This window comes from Pseudomonas sp. efr-133-TYG-5 (genome assembly GCF_030209175.1).
In the GTDB taxonomy this organism is placed as follows: Bacteria; Pseudomonadota; Gammaproteobacteria; order Pseudomonadales; family Pseudomonadaceae; genus Aquipseudomonas.
The window spans coordinates 70,070-88,925 of the sequence record NZ_JARVSM010000008.1; the positions used below are offsets into that span (position 1 = coordinate 70,070).

15 protein-coding genes are annotated in these 18,856 nt (G+C 61.0%); 4 read left to right on the plus strand and 11 right to left on the minus strand.

Features of this window, described 5'->3' with window-relative positions; genetic code table 11:
* Positions 1–118: 118 nt before the first annotated feature.
* From cmoB to QRN70_RS24335, 9 genes are all read right to left on the minus strand, one after another.
* Positions 119–1,075: a tRNA 5-methoxyuridine(34)/uridine 5-oxyacetic acid(34) synthase CmoB gene (cmoB, locus tag QRN70_RS24295; protein ID WP_285420425.1), complete on the minus strand. Its 957-nt coding sequence runs from the start codon at positions 1,073–1,075 to the stop codon at positions 119–121.
* Positions 1,072–1,851, minus strand: coding sequence for a carboxy-S-adenosyl-L-methionine synthase CmoA (cmoA, locus tag QRN70_RS24300; RefSeq protein WP_285420426.1), 780 nt, complete (start codon positions 1,849–1,851; stop codon positions 1,072–1,074). The genes cmoB and cmoA overlap by 4 nt, the downstream gene beginning before the upstream one ends.
* Before the next feature lie 186 nt (positions 1,852–2,037).
* Positions 2,038–2,682, minus strand: a complete 645-nt coding sequence (locus tag QRN70_RS24305; RefSeq protein WP_285420427.1) for a lysoplasmalogenase — start codon at positions 2,680–2,682, stop codon at positions 2,038–2,040.
* A 2-nt stretch (positions 2,683–2,684) separates the two neighbouring features.
* Positions 2,685–3,077, minus strand: coding sequence for a protease inhibitor I42 family protein (locus tag QRN70_RS24310; RefSeq protein WP_285420428.1), 393 nt, complete (start codon positions 3,075–3,077; stop codon positions 2,685–2,687).
* A gap of 629 nt (positions 3,078–3,706) precedes the next feature.
* On the minus strand, positions 3,707–6,124 hold the full coding sequence (lon, locus tag QRN70_RS24315) for an endopeptidase La (protein WP_285420429.1): 2,418 nt from the start codon (positions 6,122–6,124) through the stop codon (positions 3,707–3,709).
* Between the two features lie 722 nt (positions 6,125–6,846).
* Entirely contained in the window at positions 6,847–7,221 is a 375-nt protein-coding gene (locus QRN70_RS24320; protein WP_285420430.1) for a DUF6124 family protein, read from the minus strand.
* 381 nt (positions 7,222–7,602) lie between these two features.
* Complete coding sequence (locus tag QRN70_RS24325) at positions 7,603–8,424, minus strand: FRG domain-containing protein (protein WP_285420431.1); 822 nt, start codon at positions 8,422–8,424, stop codon at positions 7,603–7,605.
* A 177-nt stretch (positions 8,425–8,601) separates the two neighbouring features.
* A complete protein-coding gene (locus QRN70_RS24330; protein ID WP_285420432.1) occupies positions 8,602–11,013 on the minus strand; it encodes a glucose/quinate/shikimate family membrane-bound PQQ-dependent dehydrogenase in 2,412 nt (803 codons plus the stop codon).
* 225 nt (positions 11,014–11,238) lie between these two features.
* Positions 11,239–12,600 carry a carbohydrate porin gene (locus tag QRN70_RS24335; RefSeq protein ID WP_285420433.1) on the minus strand — a complete coding sequence of 454 codons (1,362 nt, stop codon included), beginning with the start codon at positions 12,598–12,600 and terminating at the stop codon, positions 11,239–11,241.
* A gap of 299 nt (positions 12,601–12,899) precedes the next feature.
* On the opposite strand from QRN70_RS24335, the gene QRN70_RS24340 reads away from it, so the two are divergent.
* The gene (locus QRN70_RS24340; RefSeq protein ID WP_003227831.1) at positions 12,900–13,130 is read left to right on the plus strand and encodes a VF530 family protein; all 231 of its coding nucleotides are present in this window, start codon (positions 12,900–12,902) and stop codon (positions 13,128–13,130) included.
* Position 13,131: 1 nt separating this feature from the next.
* Entirely contained in the window at positions 13,132–13,773 is a 642-nt protein-coding gene (locus QRN70_RS24345; RefSeq protein WP_285420434.1) for a Pr6Pr family membrane protein, read from the plus strand.
* Positions 13,774–13,879: 106 nt separating this feature from the next.
* Here QRN70_RS24345 and QRN70_RS24350 read toward each other — a convergent pair whose 3' ends face one another.
* On the minus strand, positions 13,880–14,665 hold the full coding sequence (locus tag QRN70_RS24350) for a siderophore-interacting protein (protein WP_285420435.1): 786 nt from the start codon (positions 14,663–14,665) through the stop codon (positions 13,880–13,882).
* A complete protein-coding gene (locus QRN70_RS24355; protein ID WP_285420436.1) occupies positions 14,662–15,240 on the minus strand; it encodes a PadR family transcriptional regulator in 579 nt (192 codons plus the stop codon). The genes QRN70_RS24350 and QRN70_RS24355 overlap by 4 nt, the downstream gene beginning before the upstream one ends.
* A 516-nt stretch (positions 15,241–15,756) precedes the next feature.
* Between QRN70_RS24355 and QRN70_RS24360 the strand changes: the two genes are divergently transcribed.
* Both QRN70_RS24360 and QRN70_RS24365 read left to right on the plus strand, forming a co-directional pair.
* A complete protein-coding gene (locus QRN70_RS24360; protein ID WP_285420437.1) occupies positions 15,757–16,251 on the plus strand; it encodes a CS1 type fimbrial major subunit in 495 nt (164 codons plus the stop codon).
* Between the two features lie 82 nt (positions 16,252–16,333).
* Complete coding sequence (locus tag QRN70_RS24365; protein WP_285420438.1) at positions 16,334–18,856, plus strand: CS1-pili formation C-terminal domain-containing protein; 2,523 nt, start codon at positions 16,334–16,336, stop codon at positions 18,854–18,856.

Below are 18,856 nucleotides of genomic sequence, written 5' to 3' on the forward strand. Positions count from 1 at the left end.
CTGTTGGAGCTGGCTTGCCGGCGATGGCGTCGGCACATCAAGCATTGATGTCGACTGATCCACCGTTATCGCTGGCAAGCCAGCTCCCACAATTTTTTGCAGTGTCTGGAAGGGATCGTTACTTTTTCGCGACGATCACCGCGCGCATCGGCGCCGGCAGGCCTTCGATGGTCTTGCTGTGGTCTTCGGGATCGAGGAAGTCGCTCAGCGACTGATACTTCATCCACTCGGTGCTGCGCTGTTCCTCGACCGTGGTGGTGCTGACGTCCACGCAGCGAATGTCGCTGAAACCGGCACGCCGCAGCCACAATTCCAGCGCCGGCACGGACGGCAGGAACCACACGTTGCGCATCTGCGCGTAGCGGTCTTCCGGCACCAGCACCTGGTGCTTGTCACCTTCGACCACCAACGTCTCCAGGACCAGCTCGCCACCCTTGACCAGGCAGTCCTTGAGCGCCAGCAGATGCTCGATCGGCGAGCGGCGGTGGTAGAACACGCCCATCGAAAACACCGTGTCGAAACCTTCGAGGTTTGGCGGTAGGTCTTCGAACGGGAACGGCAGATGCCAGGCATTGGGTTGCGACAGGTAGCGTTGCACGGCCTGGAACTGGCAGAAGAACAGCCAGTTCGGGTCGACGCCGATCACGCTGTCGGCCCCGGCACCGAGCATGCGCCACATGTAGTAGCCGTTACCGCAACCGACATCGAGGATGCGTTTGCCCTTCAGATCCAGGTGCGGGGCGACCCGCGACCATTTCCAGTCCGAGCGCCATTCGGTGTCGACGTGCACGCCGAACAGATCGAACGGGCCCTTGCGCCACGGCGACAGTCCCATCAGCGCGCTGCGCATCTGCGCGCGGGTAGCGTCGTCGCAAGCGGTGTCGAGCTTGAGGCCTTCGAGCAGGTCGACTTCGCTCGGCTGCAGCTTCGGCAACGCATCCAGCGCACTTTGCCAGCGCTCCAGGTCGCCGTGGCCCTTCTCCATTTTCTTGTCGAGCTGCACTTGCAGGGTGTTGGCCCAGTCGGCCAGCGGTGTACCGGCCAGACGGCGGGCGAGGGGGGACAGATCAATCATGGCAAGGCAATCAACGAGGCAAAGTTAAGACACTGGAACCACGGCACGACTTTCGAGAACCCGGCGGCCAGCAGGCGCTCGCGGTGTTCTTCGAGGCTGTCGGGCTTCATGACGTTTTCGATGGCGCTGCGTTTCTGGGCGATTTCCAGTTCGCTGTAGCCGTTGGCGCGTTTGAACGCGACGTGCAGATCGGTGAGCAGCGCGTGTTCTTCGGCATCGTTGAAACGCAGCTTCTCCGAGAGAATCAGCGCGCCGCCGGGCAGCAGCGATTGGCGAATGCGCGCCAGCAACGCGGTGCGCTGATCCGGGGCGATGAATTGCAGGGTGAAGTTCAGCGCCACCACCGAGGCCGGTTTGAACTCGAGGGCAAGGATGTCGCCTTCGATCACCTCGACCGGCAGCAGCTCCTGGAACATCGAATCCTGACCGTTGAGGTATTCGCGGCAGCGCTCGACCATCGCCGCCGAGTTATCCACCGCGATGACCCGACAACCGTCGGTGCGCACGTGACGGCGCAGGGCCTGGGTCACCGCACCGAGCGAGGCGCCGAGGTCGTACAGCACGCTGTTGGGCTGAGCGAATTGCGCCGCGAGCACGCCGAGGTTTTCGACGATGGTCGGGTAACCCGGCACCGAGCGCTTGATCATGTCCGGGAACACCCGCACCACGTCTTCGTTGAAGGCGAAGTCAGGCACCTGGGCCATCGGCTGGGCGAAAATGCGATCGGGTTCTTTGCTCACGGCGGTTCCGGCGGTGTCGGTGGAAAAGGCCGGCATTTTAGCCAAAGTGGCGCGGGGATGCTTGGGTTGTCTGATAAACCGCTTGGCAGCGGGTGATCGTTCCCACGCTCCGCGTGGGAATGCATCCTCTGACGCTCTGCGTCACTTGCGCAAGGACGCGGAACGTCCGGGGCGGCATTGCCACGCAGACGGTTCGACGCCTCGATGTGGCAACGATCGCTTTCAGAGGTCGGGGCGTTGGGTTTGGGAGAAGGCCGAGGCGGCAATCCCCCACTGTCCCAGCCAGTAACTGAGGATGATGATGTAGGGCGCTGCATTGAACGGTGAGACAAACCGGTTGATGCCGATCACGCTGTCGGAGAACACGAACGCCACTGCGCCCCCTGCCGCCAACAGCGCTGAACGTTGCGGTACGCCGCTGCCGAGACGGGCGAGGGCGCGCCAGAGCATGGCGCTGATGGCCGTGCCGTAGACGATCACCGGCACCAGCAGCGGGCCCAGGCCATGGCTGATGAGGAGCCCCAGCAGTACCGCTCCGACCGCGAGGGCAACCATCAGTGGCAACACCGCCAGACGCTTGCAGTCGCTGAGGTAGGCCTTGAGATAGGCCAGATGCGCGAGCAGAAACGCGCCGAGGCCGAACACGAACAGATCGCCGGGCCACGCCAGCAGCACATCGCCGAGCAACGAGAAAATCAGCCCGAGGCTGATCCAGCGCCGATAGTCACTCGGCGGCGCATCGTGCAACCAGCCGAGCAGCGCCAGCACCGGCAACGGTTTGACCAACAGGCACAGCAACGCGGCGTGCGTGCTCAGCCCGTAGAGAAACGTCACCGCGCCCATCAGCGCCAGAATCAGCCAGCCCACGTTCAGTTCACCGAAATCGCGCAGTCAAAGGTTTCCACCGGCAGCACTTCCGGCGCCCAGGGTTGTTGCGAAGTCAGGCGCAGGCGCCCGGTGCCATTGGCGAATGCCTGGAAGCGCCAGGTCGAAACGCCCGCCGCACCGACCACGCCGGCGTCTTCGGGGTTGCTGTAGACCTCGGGGCTGAGGGCGCGCAACACGCCGCCCGCGGAGTCCTGGATGGCCCAGCGATAGCCGGTGGTGGGATTGCTCGGCAGGCTGAGGATCAGGTTCTGCCCGTTGACCAGGCGCACCGGACATTCGCTTTGTTTTTCCACCGTCACGTTGGTTTTCGGTTGCGTGGCGCAGGCGGCCAGCAGGGCGAGGGACAGGGGGACAAACAGGCGAATGGGGGACATGGGGTCAGTGGCTCCGGTGTTCACGACGAACGGCGAGCATAACTGAAGATGAGACAAAGTGTGACAGTGCGGGAGTTGGTGCTGTCTTGGCTAACGCCATCGCTGGCAAGCCAGCTCCCACAGGTTTCTCGGTTGAACACAAGATTCGTGAGCACCATTGAACTTGTGCAGCTGGCAAGCCAGCTCCCACAGGTTTCTCGGCTGAACACAAGATTCGTGAGCAGCATTGAACTTGTGCAGCTGGCAAGCCAGCTCCCACAGGTTTCTTGGTTGAACACAAGATTCGTGAGCACCATTGAACGTGTGGAGGTGGCAAGCCAGCTCCCACAGGCTTCTCGGCTGAACACAAGATGCGTGAGCACCACTGAACTTGTGCAGCTGGCAAGCCAGCCCCCACAGGTTTCTCGGCTGGACACAAGGTTCGTGAGCACCATTGAACTTGTGCAGCTGGTAAGCCAGCTCCCACAGGTTTCTCGGTTGAGCGCAAAATTCGTGAGCAACATTGAACTTGTGCAGCTGGCAAGCCAGCTCCCACAGGTTTCTCGGTTGAACACAGGATTCGTGAGCACCATTGAACTTGTGGGAGCTGGCTTGCCAGCGAAGGCGGCCGTGCAGGCACTACATCATTGTCAGAAAAGCACCTTCGCCACATCCGCAAACTTCTTGGCGAAATGTACGGTGAGGCCTTCCTTCAGGTAGTCCGGCAGTTCCTCGAAGTTGCCCCGATTCGGTTCCGGCAGGATCAGTTCGAAGATCTTCTGCCGCCGCGCCGCAATCACCTTCTCGCGCACCCCGCCAATCGGCAGCACATGCCCGGTCAGCGTCAGTTCGCCAGTCATCGCCACTCCCTTTTTCGGCGGCTGGTTGCGTGCGAGCGAGAGCAGGGCGCTGGCCATGGTCACGCCGGCGCTGGGGCCGTCCTTCGGTGTCGCGCCTTCCGGCACGTGCAGGTGGACGAAGGCTTCGTCGAAGAATTTCGGATCACCGCCGAACGCCTTGAGGTGCGAGCTGACGTAGCTGTAGGCGATCTCCGCCGACTCCTTCATCACATCGCCCAGTTGCCCGGTGAGTTTGAAGCCGCGATTGAGCGTGTGAATCCGCGTCGCTTCGATAGGCAACGTGGCGCCGCCCATGCTGGTCCAGGCCAGGCCGGTGATGACGCCGGTCCCGGACAGCACCTGCTCGTTGCGGAACACCGGATGGCCGAGTGACGCTTCGAGGTCTTTCGGCCCGAGCTTGATCACCGCTTTCGGCTCTTCGATCAGCTTCATCACGGCCTTGCGCACCAGTTTGCCCAGTTGTTTCTCCAACTGGCGCACCCCGGCTTCACGCGCGTAGCCGTCGATCAGGGCCTTGAGTGCACTGTCGCTGATGCTCAGGCTGCCCTTGGACACGCCAGCCTTTTCCAGCAGTTTCGGCCACAGGTGACGCTTGGCGATGGCGACTTTTTCTTCGGTGATATAGCCCGACAGGCGAATCACTTCCATGCGGTCGAGCAACGGCCCGGGAATCGAATCGAGGGTGTTGGCGGTGCACACGAACAGCACTTTCGACAGGTCCATGCGCAGGTCGAGGTAGTGGTCGAGGAATTCGACGTTCTGCTCCGGATCGAGGGTTTCCAGCAGCGCCGAGGCCGGATCGCCCTGGTAGCTCTGGCCCATCTTGTCGATCTCGTCGAGCATGATCACCGGGTTCATCACTTCGACGTCTTTCAGCGCCTGCACCAGTTTGCCCGGCTGCGCGCCGATGTAGGTGCGGCGGTGGCCCTTGATTTCGGCCTCGTCGCGCATGCCGCCGACGCTGAAGCGGTAGAACGGCCGGCCGAGGGATTCGGCGATGGATTTGCCGACGCTGGTTTTGCCCACGCCAGGCGGGCCGACCAGCAGCACGATGGAGCCGCTGATCTCGCCTTTATAGGCACCGACCGCGAGGAATTCGAGGATGCGGTCCTTGATGTCGTCGAGGCCGGCGTGGTGCCGGTCAAGGACCTTGCGCGCGTGCTTGAGGTCGAGTTTGTCCTCGCCATACACGCCCCACGGTACCGAGGTCGCCCAGTCGAGGTAATTACGGGTGACCGCATACTCGGGCGAGCCGGTTTCGAGGATCGACAGCTTGTTCATTTCTTCTTCGAGGCGTTTCTGCACCTGCGTCGGCAGGACCTTGCCTTCCAGACGCTGCTCGAACTGTTCGAGATCGGCGCTGCGGTCGTCCTTGGTCAGGCCGAGTTCCTGCTGGATCACCTTGAGCTGTTCCTTGAGGAAGAACTCACGCTGATGCTCGCCGATCTTGCGGTTGACTTCGGCGGAAATCTCTTTCTGCAGGCGCGCGACCTCGACTTCCTTGCGCAGCATCGGCAGGACTTTTTCCATGCGCTTGAGCATCGGCACGCAGTCGAGCACTTCCTGCAGTTCCGGGCCGGTGGCCGAGGTCAGGGCGGCGGCGAAGTCGGTCAGTGGCGACGGATCGTTGGGGCTGAAGCGGTTGAGGTAGTTCTTCAGCTCTTCGCTGTACAGCGGGTTGAGCGGCAGCAGTTCCTTGATCGCGTTGATCAGCGCCATGCCGTAGGCCTTGACCTCGTCGGTCGGCTCGGTCGGCTGGTGCGGGTATTCGACTTCCACCAGGTATGGCGGGCGATGGTGCTTGAGCCAGGTCTTGATGCGTACGCGGCTCAGGCCCTGGGCGACGAATTGCAGCTTGCCGTTTTCGCGGCTGGCGTGGTGCACCTTGACCAGCGTGCCGTACTCCGGCAGGGCCTTGGTGTTGAAGTGGCGCGGGTCTTCCTGGGGCGTGTCCATGAAGAACAGGGCCAGGGAATGGTGTTCGGATTTGCTCACCAGCTCCAGGGTTTCGGCCCACGGCTCTTCGTTGACGATGACGGGCAGGACCTGGGCCGGGAAGAACGGCCGGTTGTGGATCGGGATGACGTAGACCTTGTCTGGCAGGTTCTGCCCGGGCAGGGCCAGGCCTTTGCCGGTGGAGTGGTGTTCGATGTGGTCGGTTTCGGTGTATTCGTCGGGGTTGTCTGGGAATTCTTGCTGGTCGCTCATGGGGCACCTGCGCAATGGGATATGGGTCTTAGATGGGGCAGGCTTTGGGTGGTTTCAATGGGGCTGGATGTTTCTGCTTGTGTGTTCAGGGTTTTGACAGGGGGGTGGGCTTTTTTGACTTGGCGGCCTTTGGGCCGACCATGCTGTGGTGGTTTTGGGTGTATATCCGTTTCTTCGGGTGTGGCCGCTGGCGGTTCCGCTCTTACAGCGGGTCACTTTGGCAAACGCCCCAAAGTAACCAAAGGTCTGGGCCCCGGCGTTCGGCCCCTCGCTGAGGCTCGGGGTCCCTTCGCTGCGGGATTCATCCGGGGGCATCGCCTCCGGTTTGCTGCGCTGCACCTCCTCTCGATGTGTTCGACTTCGTCGAACGGTCGCTGCGCTCCCACCCCCGGATGAACCCCTCCACTCAGCCTGCCGATGGGGCCGGCACGTCAAAAGCGGTACTCGAGCTAACGCTCATTGTGGGGAGTGGTGGGAGGCGGAAGGTGAAGGGTGAAAGGTGAGAGCTGAGAGCTGAGAGCTGAGAGCTGAGAGCTGAAAGGTGAAAGGTGAAAGGTGAAAGGTGAAAGGTGAAAGGTGAGAGGTGAGAGGCGGATGCTGATTGTTTTTGCTTTGATCGTTCCCACGCTCCGCGTGGGAATGCAGCCCGGGACGCTCCGCGTCCCAATCGAGCTGCCAGCGAATGCAGTCGGTCGCTGGCAGGTCGGTTTCGTCAGGGCGTCTTAGCGGTGTGTTGGGGAGCTGTGTACTTCGACGTTATCGAGCACCCGATTCACTGCCAGCTCAGCCAGCATGATGATTTGCTGAATGGCCAGGATCGTGCGCCGCTGCGGAAGGTCGATGTGTGAGGCAATATCGCTGGTCATGAGGCTGGCCTGGGCCAGTGATTCGCAGGCGTGGACCAGCAGGCTCTCGCTGTCCTGATCGGGGGCGACCTGGAACATCGTGCTGGGTTTGTGAAAGCGCAGGGTGGTGACGTTGGGTTTGAGGTAATGGTCGAGGGCGCGTTCGGCGGCGTCGTGGAATTTCTTCGAATCGGTGGATTCGTAGGGGGAGATGTCGTCGGGGCCGGGGGGATTGGGTGTCGGTTTTTTCATGGTGTAACTCCGAATGAGAAGTGGAGCTACCACGCTCCATCACCGCGACGTGATAAAGGAGGCAGCTGTGCGCAGGTTCGCGGACCGAGCCATTCGGCAATCTCGGCATACCCGAAGGTATCCCGCGCACAGCCACCATCAAACCAGACAAAGAGCACCTGAGCGCTTCAGTTTGGGCCGGCGATTATGCATCAAATCGAATGAACTGCTCGGGCCGCGACGCCCGTTCGCTGAATTTGCAGCGACCCCCAAAGCCTATCCACCCTATTTCTGAGCGACAACCGACGCGATGTGTCGGAAATGTCCTCGAGCCTATTTGAGGCTGTAGGAACCGACGGTTATTAGCTGTGCGATAGATTGTTTTTAAGGTGCAGATATTAGCTAATTCTTATTTTTTCCGATTTCACCTAATCTCTGTTGCCACTCAAGCCCCAAAACTGGCTGCGTTGTCATACCTTTACAAAAACCTTCTAGACCAGGGTAAAGATTTGATGACGTGATATTCATCTGCATTAATTTTCGCAGTCCTGAGTAACGCAGTCTTTTGGGGATTATGAACTTTGTCATGCTTGCTCTTACGTTTGTATAGTCTTCAAGTATCTCTTCGTGAGTCGAGGATAAGGTATTGGTTGCTACTAGTAGTCCTTGTTGTGCCATTAGTCTTTGGTTGGTGAATCTTGGTTCGAATGCGAGCATGCAAAAATCATCCGTGTGCTCATCTTTCTTTAGAAATCTTGAATAAACTTCATCAGTGTCTGGTCCGAAATAAGATGTGTCATCTCGTTTCATTTCTTTGTGATCGATACAGTATAAAGAGGCATCCTCTGAACCAGATTCTAGTGCAAAAAAAAGCGCTACGTAGGGTGAGAAGGTGAAGTCAAGAAGTCGTGTTGGAGCTCCGTGGTGCTGCATCAAGGCTAGCCAGCTTAGGTCGTCTGAGGGTTCTGGGAGATGAGGTAGGTATAAATGGGCATTCGATTTAAAGCGTTCTAACATGATTTTTTCGTGTTCATTTCTATTTATTGGCCTTGGACTGCTTTGGCCTGATTCACGAATCTTGCTTGCGTGATTGAATGAACGATGTAATGAGCTTTCTAAAAGCCAGCTTGCATCTGAGTGACCACGATATATCCACTTTCTGTAGTGTTTTGGTGTTACCCATTTGTCGAATTCTGCCCAGCTAATAAGTTGGATGGTTTCCATGGTTTGTTCCAGCTTTTTGGTGGTTTTTTATATTTTGTTAATTGCTACTTTGAATGTTGTTTCTAAGTGGGTTGAGGGTGTTTCGAAAGTATAGGGTGTTTTGAATGAAGATTTAAGCCCACAAAAAAAGGCGATGTCCTTTGCGGGGCATCGCCTTTCATTTACTGCCGGTAAAGCTTATTCCGGCAGTTTGTACGCAATCACATAGTCACCCATCTTGGTGCCCAGCGAGCCGTGACCGCCGACAACCAGCAGCACGTATTGCTTGCCGTCCTTGCCGGTGTACGTCATCGGGGTGGCCTGGCCGCCAGCCGGCAGACGCGATTTCCACAGCTCTTTACCGCTGTTCACGTCGTAGGCACGCAGGTACTGGTCGAGGGTGCCGCTGAGGAAGCCGACGCCGCCGGCGGTGACCATCGAGCCGCCCATGCTCGGCACGCCGAGGGTGAAGCCGATCGGGATCGGCGAGCTGTCGCGGCTGGTGCCGTTCTTGCGTTTCCACACGACTTTGCCGGTGGTCAGGTCGATACCGGCGACGTAGCCCCAGGCCGGGGCCTGGCACGGTACGCCGAACGGCGACATGAACGGGTGCATGATCACCGCGTATGGCGCGCCGGTGTTCGGTTGCACACCCGCGGTTTCGCTCTCGCGCTTGCTGCCGGCGGCGACTTTCTCGCGTGGCACCATTTTCGAGACGAAGGCCATGTAGTTCGGGCTGGTGAAGAGCATCTGGCGCACCGGATCGACCGAGACGCCGCCCCAGTTGAACACGCCGACGTTACCCGGGTAGATCAGGCTGCCCTGTTCCGACGGCGGGGTGTACTGGCCTTCATAGCGCAGTTCCTTGAACTGGATGCGGCACAGCATCTGGTCGAACGGGCTCGCGCCCCACATGGCTTTTTCGGTCAGTTCCGGGGCCAGCAGGTTGAGGTCCGAACGGGCCTGGGTCGGTGCGGTGTGGTCGCCTTTCACCGCGCCTTGCGGAACCGGGATTTCCTGGATCGGGATGATCGGCGTGCCGTCACGACGGTCGAGGACGTACAGGCTGCCCTGTTTGGTCGGGGCGATCAGTGCCGGTTTCACGCCGTCGGCGGTTTTCATGTCGAGCAGGGTTGGCTGGCTGCCAACGTCCATGTCCCACAGGTCGTGGTGGGTGAACTGGTAGTTCCAGCGCACTTTACCGGTGGCCAGATCCAGCGCAACCACACCGGCGCTGAATTTCTCGGCGCCTGGGGTGCGGTCGGCGCCCCACTGGTCAGGGGTCTGGTTGCCCAGTGGCAGGTAAACCATGCCGAGTTTTTCGTCGACACTGGCCAGCGACCACATGTTCGCCGAGTTGCGGCTGTAGGTTTCGCCCGGGGCCAGCGGTTCGGTGGCGTCCGGCTTGTCGCTGTCCCAGTTCCACACCAGGTGGCCGTCGTGCACGTCGAAGGCGCGGATCACGCCCGATGGCTCGTTGGTCGACTCGTTGTCGGTAACGTGACCGCCCATGATCACCAGATCACGGGTAATCGCCGCTGGCGAGGTGGAGTAGTAGCCACCGGCGGTGAACGGGCCGATGCCCTGGGTCAGGTCGACCACGCCGTTGCTGCCGAAGCCTTCGCAGATCTTGCCGGTGTCGGCGTTCAATGCGATCAGGCGGGCGTCAGCGGTTGGCAGGTAGAGGCGGCGCGGGCAGGCTTGCGCCACGGCTTTGCCGGCCTCGGAGATGACTGCCGATGCGGCGTTTTCCGACTTGGCATAGGCGGCTTCGTCGTAGTACGACACGCCACGGCAGGTCATGTGGGCGAAGCCCTTGAAGCCGACCGGGCTCTTGATCTGCGGGTCGAAGCGCCACAGTTCCTTGCCGGTGTCCGGATCCAGCGCCAGCACTTTGCTGTGGGCGGTGCACGCATAGAGCATGCCGTTGGCCTTGAGCGGGGTGTTTTCGTTGGTCAGTTCCACCGGGTCATCGGCGGTCGGCAGGTCGCCGGTCTGGATGCGCCAGGCTTCCTGCAGTTTGCCGACGTTGGCCGGGGTGATCTGCTTGAGCGGCGAGTAGCGGTCACCGAACTCGGTGCGGCCATAGGCCTGCCAGTCGCCGTCCGGCATCTGCGGGGCGGTGCTGGTCATGTCCGCGCTGTCGCGGCCCAGTTCGCCGAAGGTTTCGCCCGGGTGGGTGAACAGGCTGGCCAGGGCAGTGACGCCGGCCAGGATCACCGCCACGCTCAAGCCGCCGGTGCCCAGCGGGGCAGGGCCGTCGAGCAGCAGCGGACGGCGGAACCACGGCAGCAGCATGACGAAGCCGAGGACGAACCACAGGGCCAGGCGCGGCACCAGTTGCCACCAGTCCAGGCCGACTTCCCACAGGGCCCACACGGTGCTGGCGAACAGCACGATGGCGTACAGGCCCAATGCCGCGCGACGGCGCAGCAGCAACAGAATACCGGTCAGCGCAATACCGATACCGGCCAGCAGGTAGTACAGCGAGCCGCCGAGCATGCTCAGCTTGACTCCCCCGGCCAGCATGGCCAGGCCCATTAGCAGAAGCAGAATGCCGAGCAGGCTCGGTAGCAGACGGCCTCGACTCGAAGCACTTTCGGTGCTCATAGTGTGGTTCTCCGTGACGTTTCAAATTGTTTCGCGCAGTAGTCACTGTAGATGACGATTGGGCGCGGGCATGGTTCAGATAAAACTTGTCTAGCTAACGAAATTTTCCTTTATCCCTGTGGGAGCTGGCTTGCCAGCGATGGCGGAGTGACAGCCGACGATCAATGTCGAATGTGCAATCGCGTCGCTGGCAAGCCAGCTCCCACAGCTTTTTCGTGTCGTTGTTCAGAACGACGACTGGATCTTGATCCCCGCGATCAGTGCGTCATCGACCTGGTCCACGCCGCCCGGATGGCGGATGTACTGCAGGTTCGGGCGCACGGTCAGCCAGTTGCTCACGTGCACGCCGTAATACAGCTCGGCGCTGTATTCGGTGTCCTGCGGCGGCAGGTAGGACGGATCGTCATAGGCGTAGACCGCGTGGGCCTGATTGCTCGCTTCCGCGTTCTTGCGATAGGCCGGGTTGACGTGGACGCGGGCCAGGGCGAAACCGATGTCGTCCTTGGCGCGCGCATCGAGCGGGCCTTTGTAGACGACACCGGCCTGCACGTAGTTGTCGATGGCGTTGGTTTTCTTGTCGTGCAGCGTTGCGTTGGCGAACACGCTCAGGCCGCGCGAGTGGTCGCTGGCGAGGCTGGTGAGCTGTTGCTGCGCGCCGAACCACACGCCGTGCTTGCTCGACGCGCTGCGGTAGCCTTCGCCGCTGAGGGCGGCAGGCTGGCCGTTCTGGTCTTTATAGACGTCAGAGGCCTTGGCGCTGCTGTAGTAGTAACCGGCGCGGTATTCACCCGGCAGGCCGTTGAGCTTCGGCGTCCACACAAGTTCGACCGGCAGTACGGCGCCCTGGGTGCCACTGCCGCTGAGCTTGAAGCCGTTGCCGCGATCGAGGTTCGACGGGTTCTGTTCATAGGCGCCGACCTGGGCGTACAGCTCTGCGCTCAGGTGATATTTGACCCGCAGCGCCCACTGGCTGACCGGCCAGTTGTACCAGATGCCGCCAACCCAGTTGCCGACCTGCGAGCCGCAGAACGCCAGGTTCTGGAAGTCGCAGGGGAAGCTGTTGAAGTCTTCGCCTTCGCCGAAACGGCCGAGCTTGATGTCGAGCTTCTGCTCGAAGAATTTCTGCTGGTACCACATCTGTGTCAGGCGGGTGGTCTGGCCACGGCCCCAGACTTCCTGGGCGGAGGTGAAGCCACCGACGCGCGGGTCGTTGATGCGGTCGTTGCTGATGTTGTTGCCGCTGCGCTTGGTCACGGTCAACTGGAACTCGGCGTCGTCCCAGCCGAGCAGTTTTTCCAGGTTCAGGTGCGTGCCGAGGCCGAACTGGTCGCTGTAGCGCGCGGTGCGGTCGTGGTCGTAGCCGCCGTGCAGGTTGCTGCCCATTTCGCCGGTGTAATCGAGCTTGAAGTCGATCCCTTTTGCCGCGAGTTCGCTGCGGGTGCCGTTCCAGTCACCGAGCATCCACGGTGAGTCACTGTCGAAGGCGGGGGTCGCCTGGGCGTAGGTGGCGAAGCCGAGCGCGGTGCAGCTGCCGAGCAGGCGTAGGGCTGAGATAGCGCTGTCTCGGGAGAAGGAAAAATCAGGCATGGGTCAGTCTTTTTTGGTGTTTTACGGGGGTAAACCGAGCGCTTCAATTTGACGCAGGCAGTGAAGCGATTCAGCTGAAGGGCGGCAGGATAATGATCTGTAACAAAAAGACAAAGGGCTTTTGCCGACATGCAGCATTTCTGATTCGGTAACAGTGCGGCAAACGGGCGCATTGTGGCGATGGCCGCAGGCTGCGATCTTCTTCGGTTGGCCTACATTTGATGCAAGGCCTTCCACCTGACCGGCCCCTCGGCTAAGGTGCGCGGCTTGTGCATTTTCACTCCGTCCAAAGGCCTGGCATGAACGACCACACTCCCGATCCGCTGCATGGCGTAACCCTCGAACAGATCCTCAATGCGCTGGTGGCGCATTACGAGTGGTCGGGGTTGGCCGAGCGCATCGATATCCGTTGCTTCAAGAGCGATCCGAGCATCAAGTCGAGCCTGACGTTCTTGCGCAAGACGCCGTGGGCGCGGGAGAAGGTCGAGCGCCTGTACGTGAAGCTGATGCGCACCAAGCGTCCGCTCTGAAATGGACGCCGGTTGTTGGCGCCGTCGCCTGATCACCCTTGCCGCCGTATTGGGCTGGGCGGGATTGGGCATTCAGCTTTATCTGATCTTCTTCGCCCGTTTGAGCGTCGATGCCAGCCTGTTGGGCGGGCTGGTGAGCTTTTTCAGTTACTTCACGATTCTGACCAACACGCTGGTGGCGACCGTGCTGACCTGTGCTGTGACCACGCGTGAATCCGCGGCGCGTCGCTGGTTTTTGCAGCCGTGGATCAGCAGTGGCATTGCCGTGAGCATCGCGGTGGTCGGTCTGGCCTACAGCATTCTGCTGCGGCATTTATGGCACCCCGAAGGCTGGCAGTTTATTGCCGACGAATTACTCCACGACGTGATGCCGCTGCTGTTTCTCGGTTATTGGTGGTGCTGCGTGCCTAAAGGTACGTTGCGCCTTCGGCATCTGCCGCTGTGGCTGATCTATCCGCTGGTGTACTTCGCCTATGCGCTGCTGCGCGGGCATCTGCTCGGTGCGTATGCGTATCCGTTCATCGATGTGGCGATGCTCGGTTATCCACAGGTGTTCATCAATGCCGGCGGGATATTGGTGGGGTTTGTGCTGATTGGCTTGCTGGTGATCGGGATCGACCGCTGGCAGTCAGTACGACGTTGAAAGGTCAATGTGCGAGCGGGCTCGCTCGCGAAGGCGTCAGGTCAGTCAACGTCATGGTTGATTGATTGCGCGCATTCGCGAGCAAGCCCGCTCCCACAAGGGCAAGTCACTCTTCTGCAGAGCCCTCGGCCCGCCAGTAGCCGACGGCTTTGACGAACTGCTCGTCCAGCCCGTGTTCGTCGAGCAGCACCCGGCGAATCTGCCGCGACACTTTGGTCTCGGTCGCCACCCACGCATACAGATTGCCCGTGGGCACCTGCAACTGTCTGACCGTGGTCAGCAGGTTGTCCTTGCCGCCCTCGCGCAGCACCCAGATCACATTGACCTGCGCCGCGCTCTCCAGCACCTGCTGCTCGCCGCCGTTCTCCACTTCGATCACCACCAGTGCCTTGCGATGGGCGGCCAGGCCTTCGAGGCGGCGGGCGATGGCGGGCAGGGCGGTTTCGTCGCCGATCAGCAGGTAGCTGTCGAAGATGTCCGGCACGATCATCGAACCCCGCGGGCCACCGATGTGCAGGAACTGGCCCGGCTGCGCCTGCTCGGCCCAGGTCGAGGCAGGGCCGTCGCCGTGCAGGACGAAATCGATGTCCAGTTCCAGTTTGTCGAGGTCGTAGCGGCGCGGGGTGTAGTCGCGCATTTCCGGCATCGGGCCGTCGCTCTTGCCGGCGCCGAGCACCAGGTTATCGAGGGCGGCCGCCTGTTCGGCGTTCTGCGGGAACAGCAGTTTGACGTGATCGTCGCTGCCAAGGCTGATGAAGCCGGCCAGTTCCGGCCCGCCGAGGGTGATGCGGCGCATGCGCGGGGTCAGGTCGACCACCCGCAGCACTTGCAGGCGGCGGCGTTTGATTTCGTGCATGACGCGGTGAATGGTCTGGGTATCGACGGCGCTCATTCGGCGTTCTCCGGGGCAGGTTGTTCAACGGCAGGGCCGTCGACGATGGCTTTCGCGGTGTCATTGAGCAGGTCGCGCACCCGCAGGATCTCCTGCGGGCTCCAGCGCCCGTGGTGCATTTGCAGGGCGTGGCGCAGGTTGTGCACCGCTTCATGGATTTCCGGCGGCCGGTCGTGGCCGCGCAGCGAGCGTTTGCTGACGTCGATGCGCATGCGCACGCCGTCGAGGGCGATCGCCTGTTCGCTGAGCGAGGCGCGCCCGGCATCGGTCACCGCATAGCGCTTCTTGCCGCCCGCGGCATCGCCGCAAATCATTTCGCTTTCTTCGAGAAAGGTCAGGGTGGGGTAGATCACCCCGGGGCTCGGGCTGTAGGCGCCGTCGAACATGCCTTCGATCTGGCGGATCAGGTCGTAGCCGTGGCACGGCTGTTCGGCGATCAGCGCGAGCAGCAGCAGCTTCAGATCACCGGGGGCGAACACCCGTGGGCCACGGCCGCCGCGTTCGCGTCCGGGGCGTTTTTCGAAGCCGTCGCGGCCGTCGGCGTGTTCGCGGTGGGGGGCATGATGGTCTCTCATTGCAGTCTTCTCTCGTCGTGTTTAGATACAACTTAAGATATATCTTTAGATGTCGGCAAGGGCTTTTTGCCTTGGGCCGAGGTGCCCCGACGAGCGGTGGAGCGCGGGAAAATGCTGTTTGGCAACTGTGTAAAAGGTGCTCGGTTCTTTACGCAAGTGGGCAGAACAGTGACCCGGAAGTTAAAGCGGTGACTCTATTAAACTTGAGTATATATTCTAGAAAGTTGCAATATTCCCGCCCTGTCTGCTTGTAACTGCTGTATGGTTTTTTACCTGAAACTGTATGTAGGGCATAACTTACAGCTACTGTTTTGAATATTGTTATTTCGGTATTTTTTCTTTCTGGTCATAGGGTTGATGAACTACGTGGTTGTGGGAAGTTGCCTGCTTACATTCCAGAGGTAACAGTCGATCATGCCCCGGCGTTGAAACTTCAACACAACACGTTTTATTCCCCCGTGTTGTTTTGAACGTGGCAGCGACTCGACCCTTTAAAAGAAAACAAGGTACTGACCGATGTTCAAGAAAATCGCTTTCGCTGCTCCCCTGGCTGTCCTGGCCCTGAGCTCTTCCGTGGTCTTCGCTGCCGGTGAAGCCCGTCACTCCATCAGCCTGGTGGCGCACGTGCCAACCAACGGTTTCTACGTCGTGCCGACCGATTCCGATCTGGTCAACAAGGACCAGGACATGAGCTTCAGCCCGGTCACCGGTGCGATGAAACCGGTCGAAGGTTTCTTCGACGTGCGCAACAACAACGGTTCGGTGCACGGATCGCTGGAAGGCATCCCGAAACTGGTCGGTGGCTCGAACACCATCGATCTGAAGGTCGAGTTCAACGGCAAGGAACTGACCCAGACCCCGCAAATGGTCGTCGGCGAAGCCGAGTCCGATGTGAACTACCGCGCTCCGCTGCGCATCAGCGCCAAGGGCAGCAACTTCAATCCGGGCGACTACACCGGCTCCGTCACCATGATGTTCGACGCGGTTCCACCGGTCGGCGGCGCGCTCTAACCCGTGAAGTAACAAAAGCCGGCTGGCCGACGTACGTGTCGGCGGGCCGGACTTTTTCCGTTCGCAATCAGAGTCCGTTTTCATGTTCCCGATGACCCCCATCGCGGCTGCGCTTGCGTTGTTGTTATGTGCTGGCGCCGTTGCGGCTGCTGAACCAGCCGGTACCACACCACGCAGCCTGCTGGCACAGGCCAAGGGCCTGCCGAAAGATTTCGAGGAGCACTTTTTCGATGTCCCTCTGGCTGTTCGGGTGGAACTCGACCAGCAACCGCTGGGCGAGGCGATGATCGTCCTGTCGCGCGATGACCGCCTCACCCTGCTCGAATTCACCGACACCAGTGACAACCGTTTCGGTGCCGCCGAGCGCGAGAAATGGGCCAGCTACCTCAAGCCCGGCGTGGCACTGGGGGCGTGCACCAGTCAATGCCCCGAGCAGATGCTGGCCGTGCACTACAACCTGGAGAATTCCCTGGTCTCGATCGTCACCGAAAATGCCGAGCGCAATGCCGAGATCAAGCGCTACTACGACCAGCCCGAAAATGGCAGCACCGGACTGATCGTGCGCAATCAGCTCAATCTCAATGGTGGCCAGGATCAGGACCTGGGTGGCCGGTTCGGCCTGGAGGCCAATGGCAGCCTGGGCAACTGGAGCCAGACCTTCAACATGCAACTGGCCCGCCTCGGTGGCCCGGACGACCAGCTCTACCACGCCGTGTACGAACTGCACACCCAGCGCGAGCTGCAGGGCCGGTTCCTGCGCATGGGCTATTTCACGCCAGCCTCCGAAGGCCTGACGCGCCAGCCGCGCTCGTTCGGCGCGAGTCCCGATACCACGGTCGGGGTGATGTTCGGCAGCTCCGACAGCCTGGCCATCGACCTGCAGAATCCCAGCATCTACCCGATCTATGTCACGGCCAACCGCCAGGCGTCGGTGGAGATCTACCGCGACGGCCTGCTGCTCAACACGCAATCGGTGCCCGCCGGTTTGCAGACGCTCGATACCCGGCCGTTGCCCGGTGGCATTTATGAAGTGGAGGTGCGCCTGATCGAGGATGGCCAGACCACCTCGACCACCCAGGAGCTGGTCTACAAGCCGAACAACTGGCGCAATCATGACGAGCGCTGGCGCTACAACGTGTTTGCCGGACAGGAAACCAAACTGTTGAGCAACTGGGACAAACAGGCCAGCGGCGACGTCACGGCAGGTGCCTCGCTCAACTACCTGCTGCACCCGCGGGTCATCCTCGGCCTGTCGACGCGCCAGGTCCGGGAGAAACTGCAGTACGGCACCTCCGTCGACTGGAACCCGCTCGACAATTTCAGTCTGTTCGGCAACTTCTACCAGACCGAAGACCACGGCACCGGTGTCGATCTGCAGGGCCTCTACAACTATGGCGCCGGCAGCCTGGTGGTCAGCCACAACCGCAGCTGGCTGGACACCACCAATACCTACGACACGTTGCCCGACGGCACGCGGATTCGCCAACGCAACGTGTTCGTCGGCCAGACCAGCAACTCATCGCTGGCCTTGAACCATCGCCTGACGCGCAACAGTTCGCTGAATGTGCGCGTCGCCCACAGCGAGGGCAATGTCGAGGGCGTCGGTGTCGACCTCGGCTGGACCCAGCGCACCACGCTGTTTGGCAGTGATTCGAACTGGCGCCTGTCGCTGTTCGACCGGCCCGGCAGCTACAGCAGCGGCGATGCGCGCAACCGCGGTGTCGACCTGAGTCTCAACGTCGCGCTGGGCGGGCCCGGCCAGCAGATTTCCGGGAGTATCGGCACGCGCACCGCGCGTGACGGCAGTCGCGACAACAACGCCTCGATCGGCTATCGGAAAAACTTCGACGACCATGTCCTGCAGAGCGTGTCGGCGACCATGATCACCGACACCTACGGCGTCGGCTTGAACGGTCAGGCCAACTTCCGCACCGACACCGTCAACGGCGACGGCTTCCTGCAACGCTCGTCCTACAACGGCAATTACACCGGCGGCCTCAACCTCGACAGCACCGTGGCCATCGGCGGCGAGCAGATCGTGATGACCAGCCAGCACCAGGGTCGCGGGGCCGGGATGATCGTCGATGTCGAATCCGATATCGAAGGCATTGCCTTGCGTGCCGACGACCTGAGCGGCGGCAGTGCGGCCTTGCGGCAGGGCCGCAATTTCATCCCGATTACCGCTTACCGGAACAGCTCGGTGAGTTTCGACTTCGAGGGCAACCATGTGCCGGCGGCCACCATCGAGCCGGCGCGAACCCGCTATCACCTGAACAAGGGCGGCGTTGACTATCGCAAGGTGCGGGTGATGCGCACGCTGACGGTACTCGGTCGGCTGCTCGATCCGCAGGGACGGCCGCTCAAGGGGCACCACGTGATCAATCACGCCAGTCGCGGGGTCAGCGAAGTGGACGGCTTCTTCTCCATGGAAATGAACGCCGGCTCGCCGACGCTGGAAGTGCGCCACGCCGACCAGTTGTTGTGTCAGTTCCGCCTCGATCCGGAGCAGGGCCGTGTCGAAAACAACGTCCTGATGATCGGTGATCTGCGGTGCAGCCCCGACACCCTGGCCGACGCCACATTCACCGAGCAGAAGGCGGGTTGA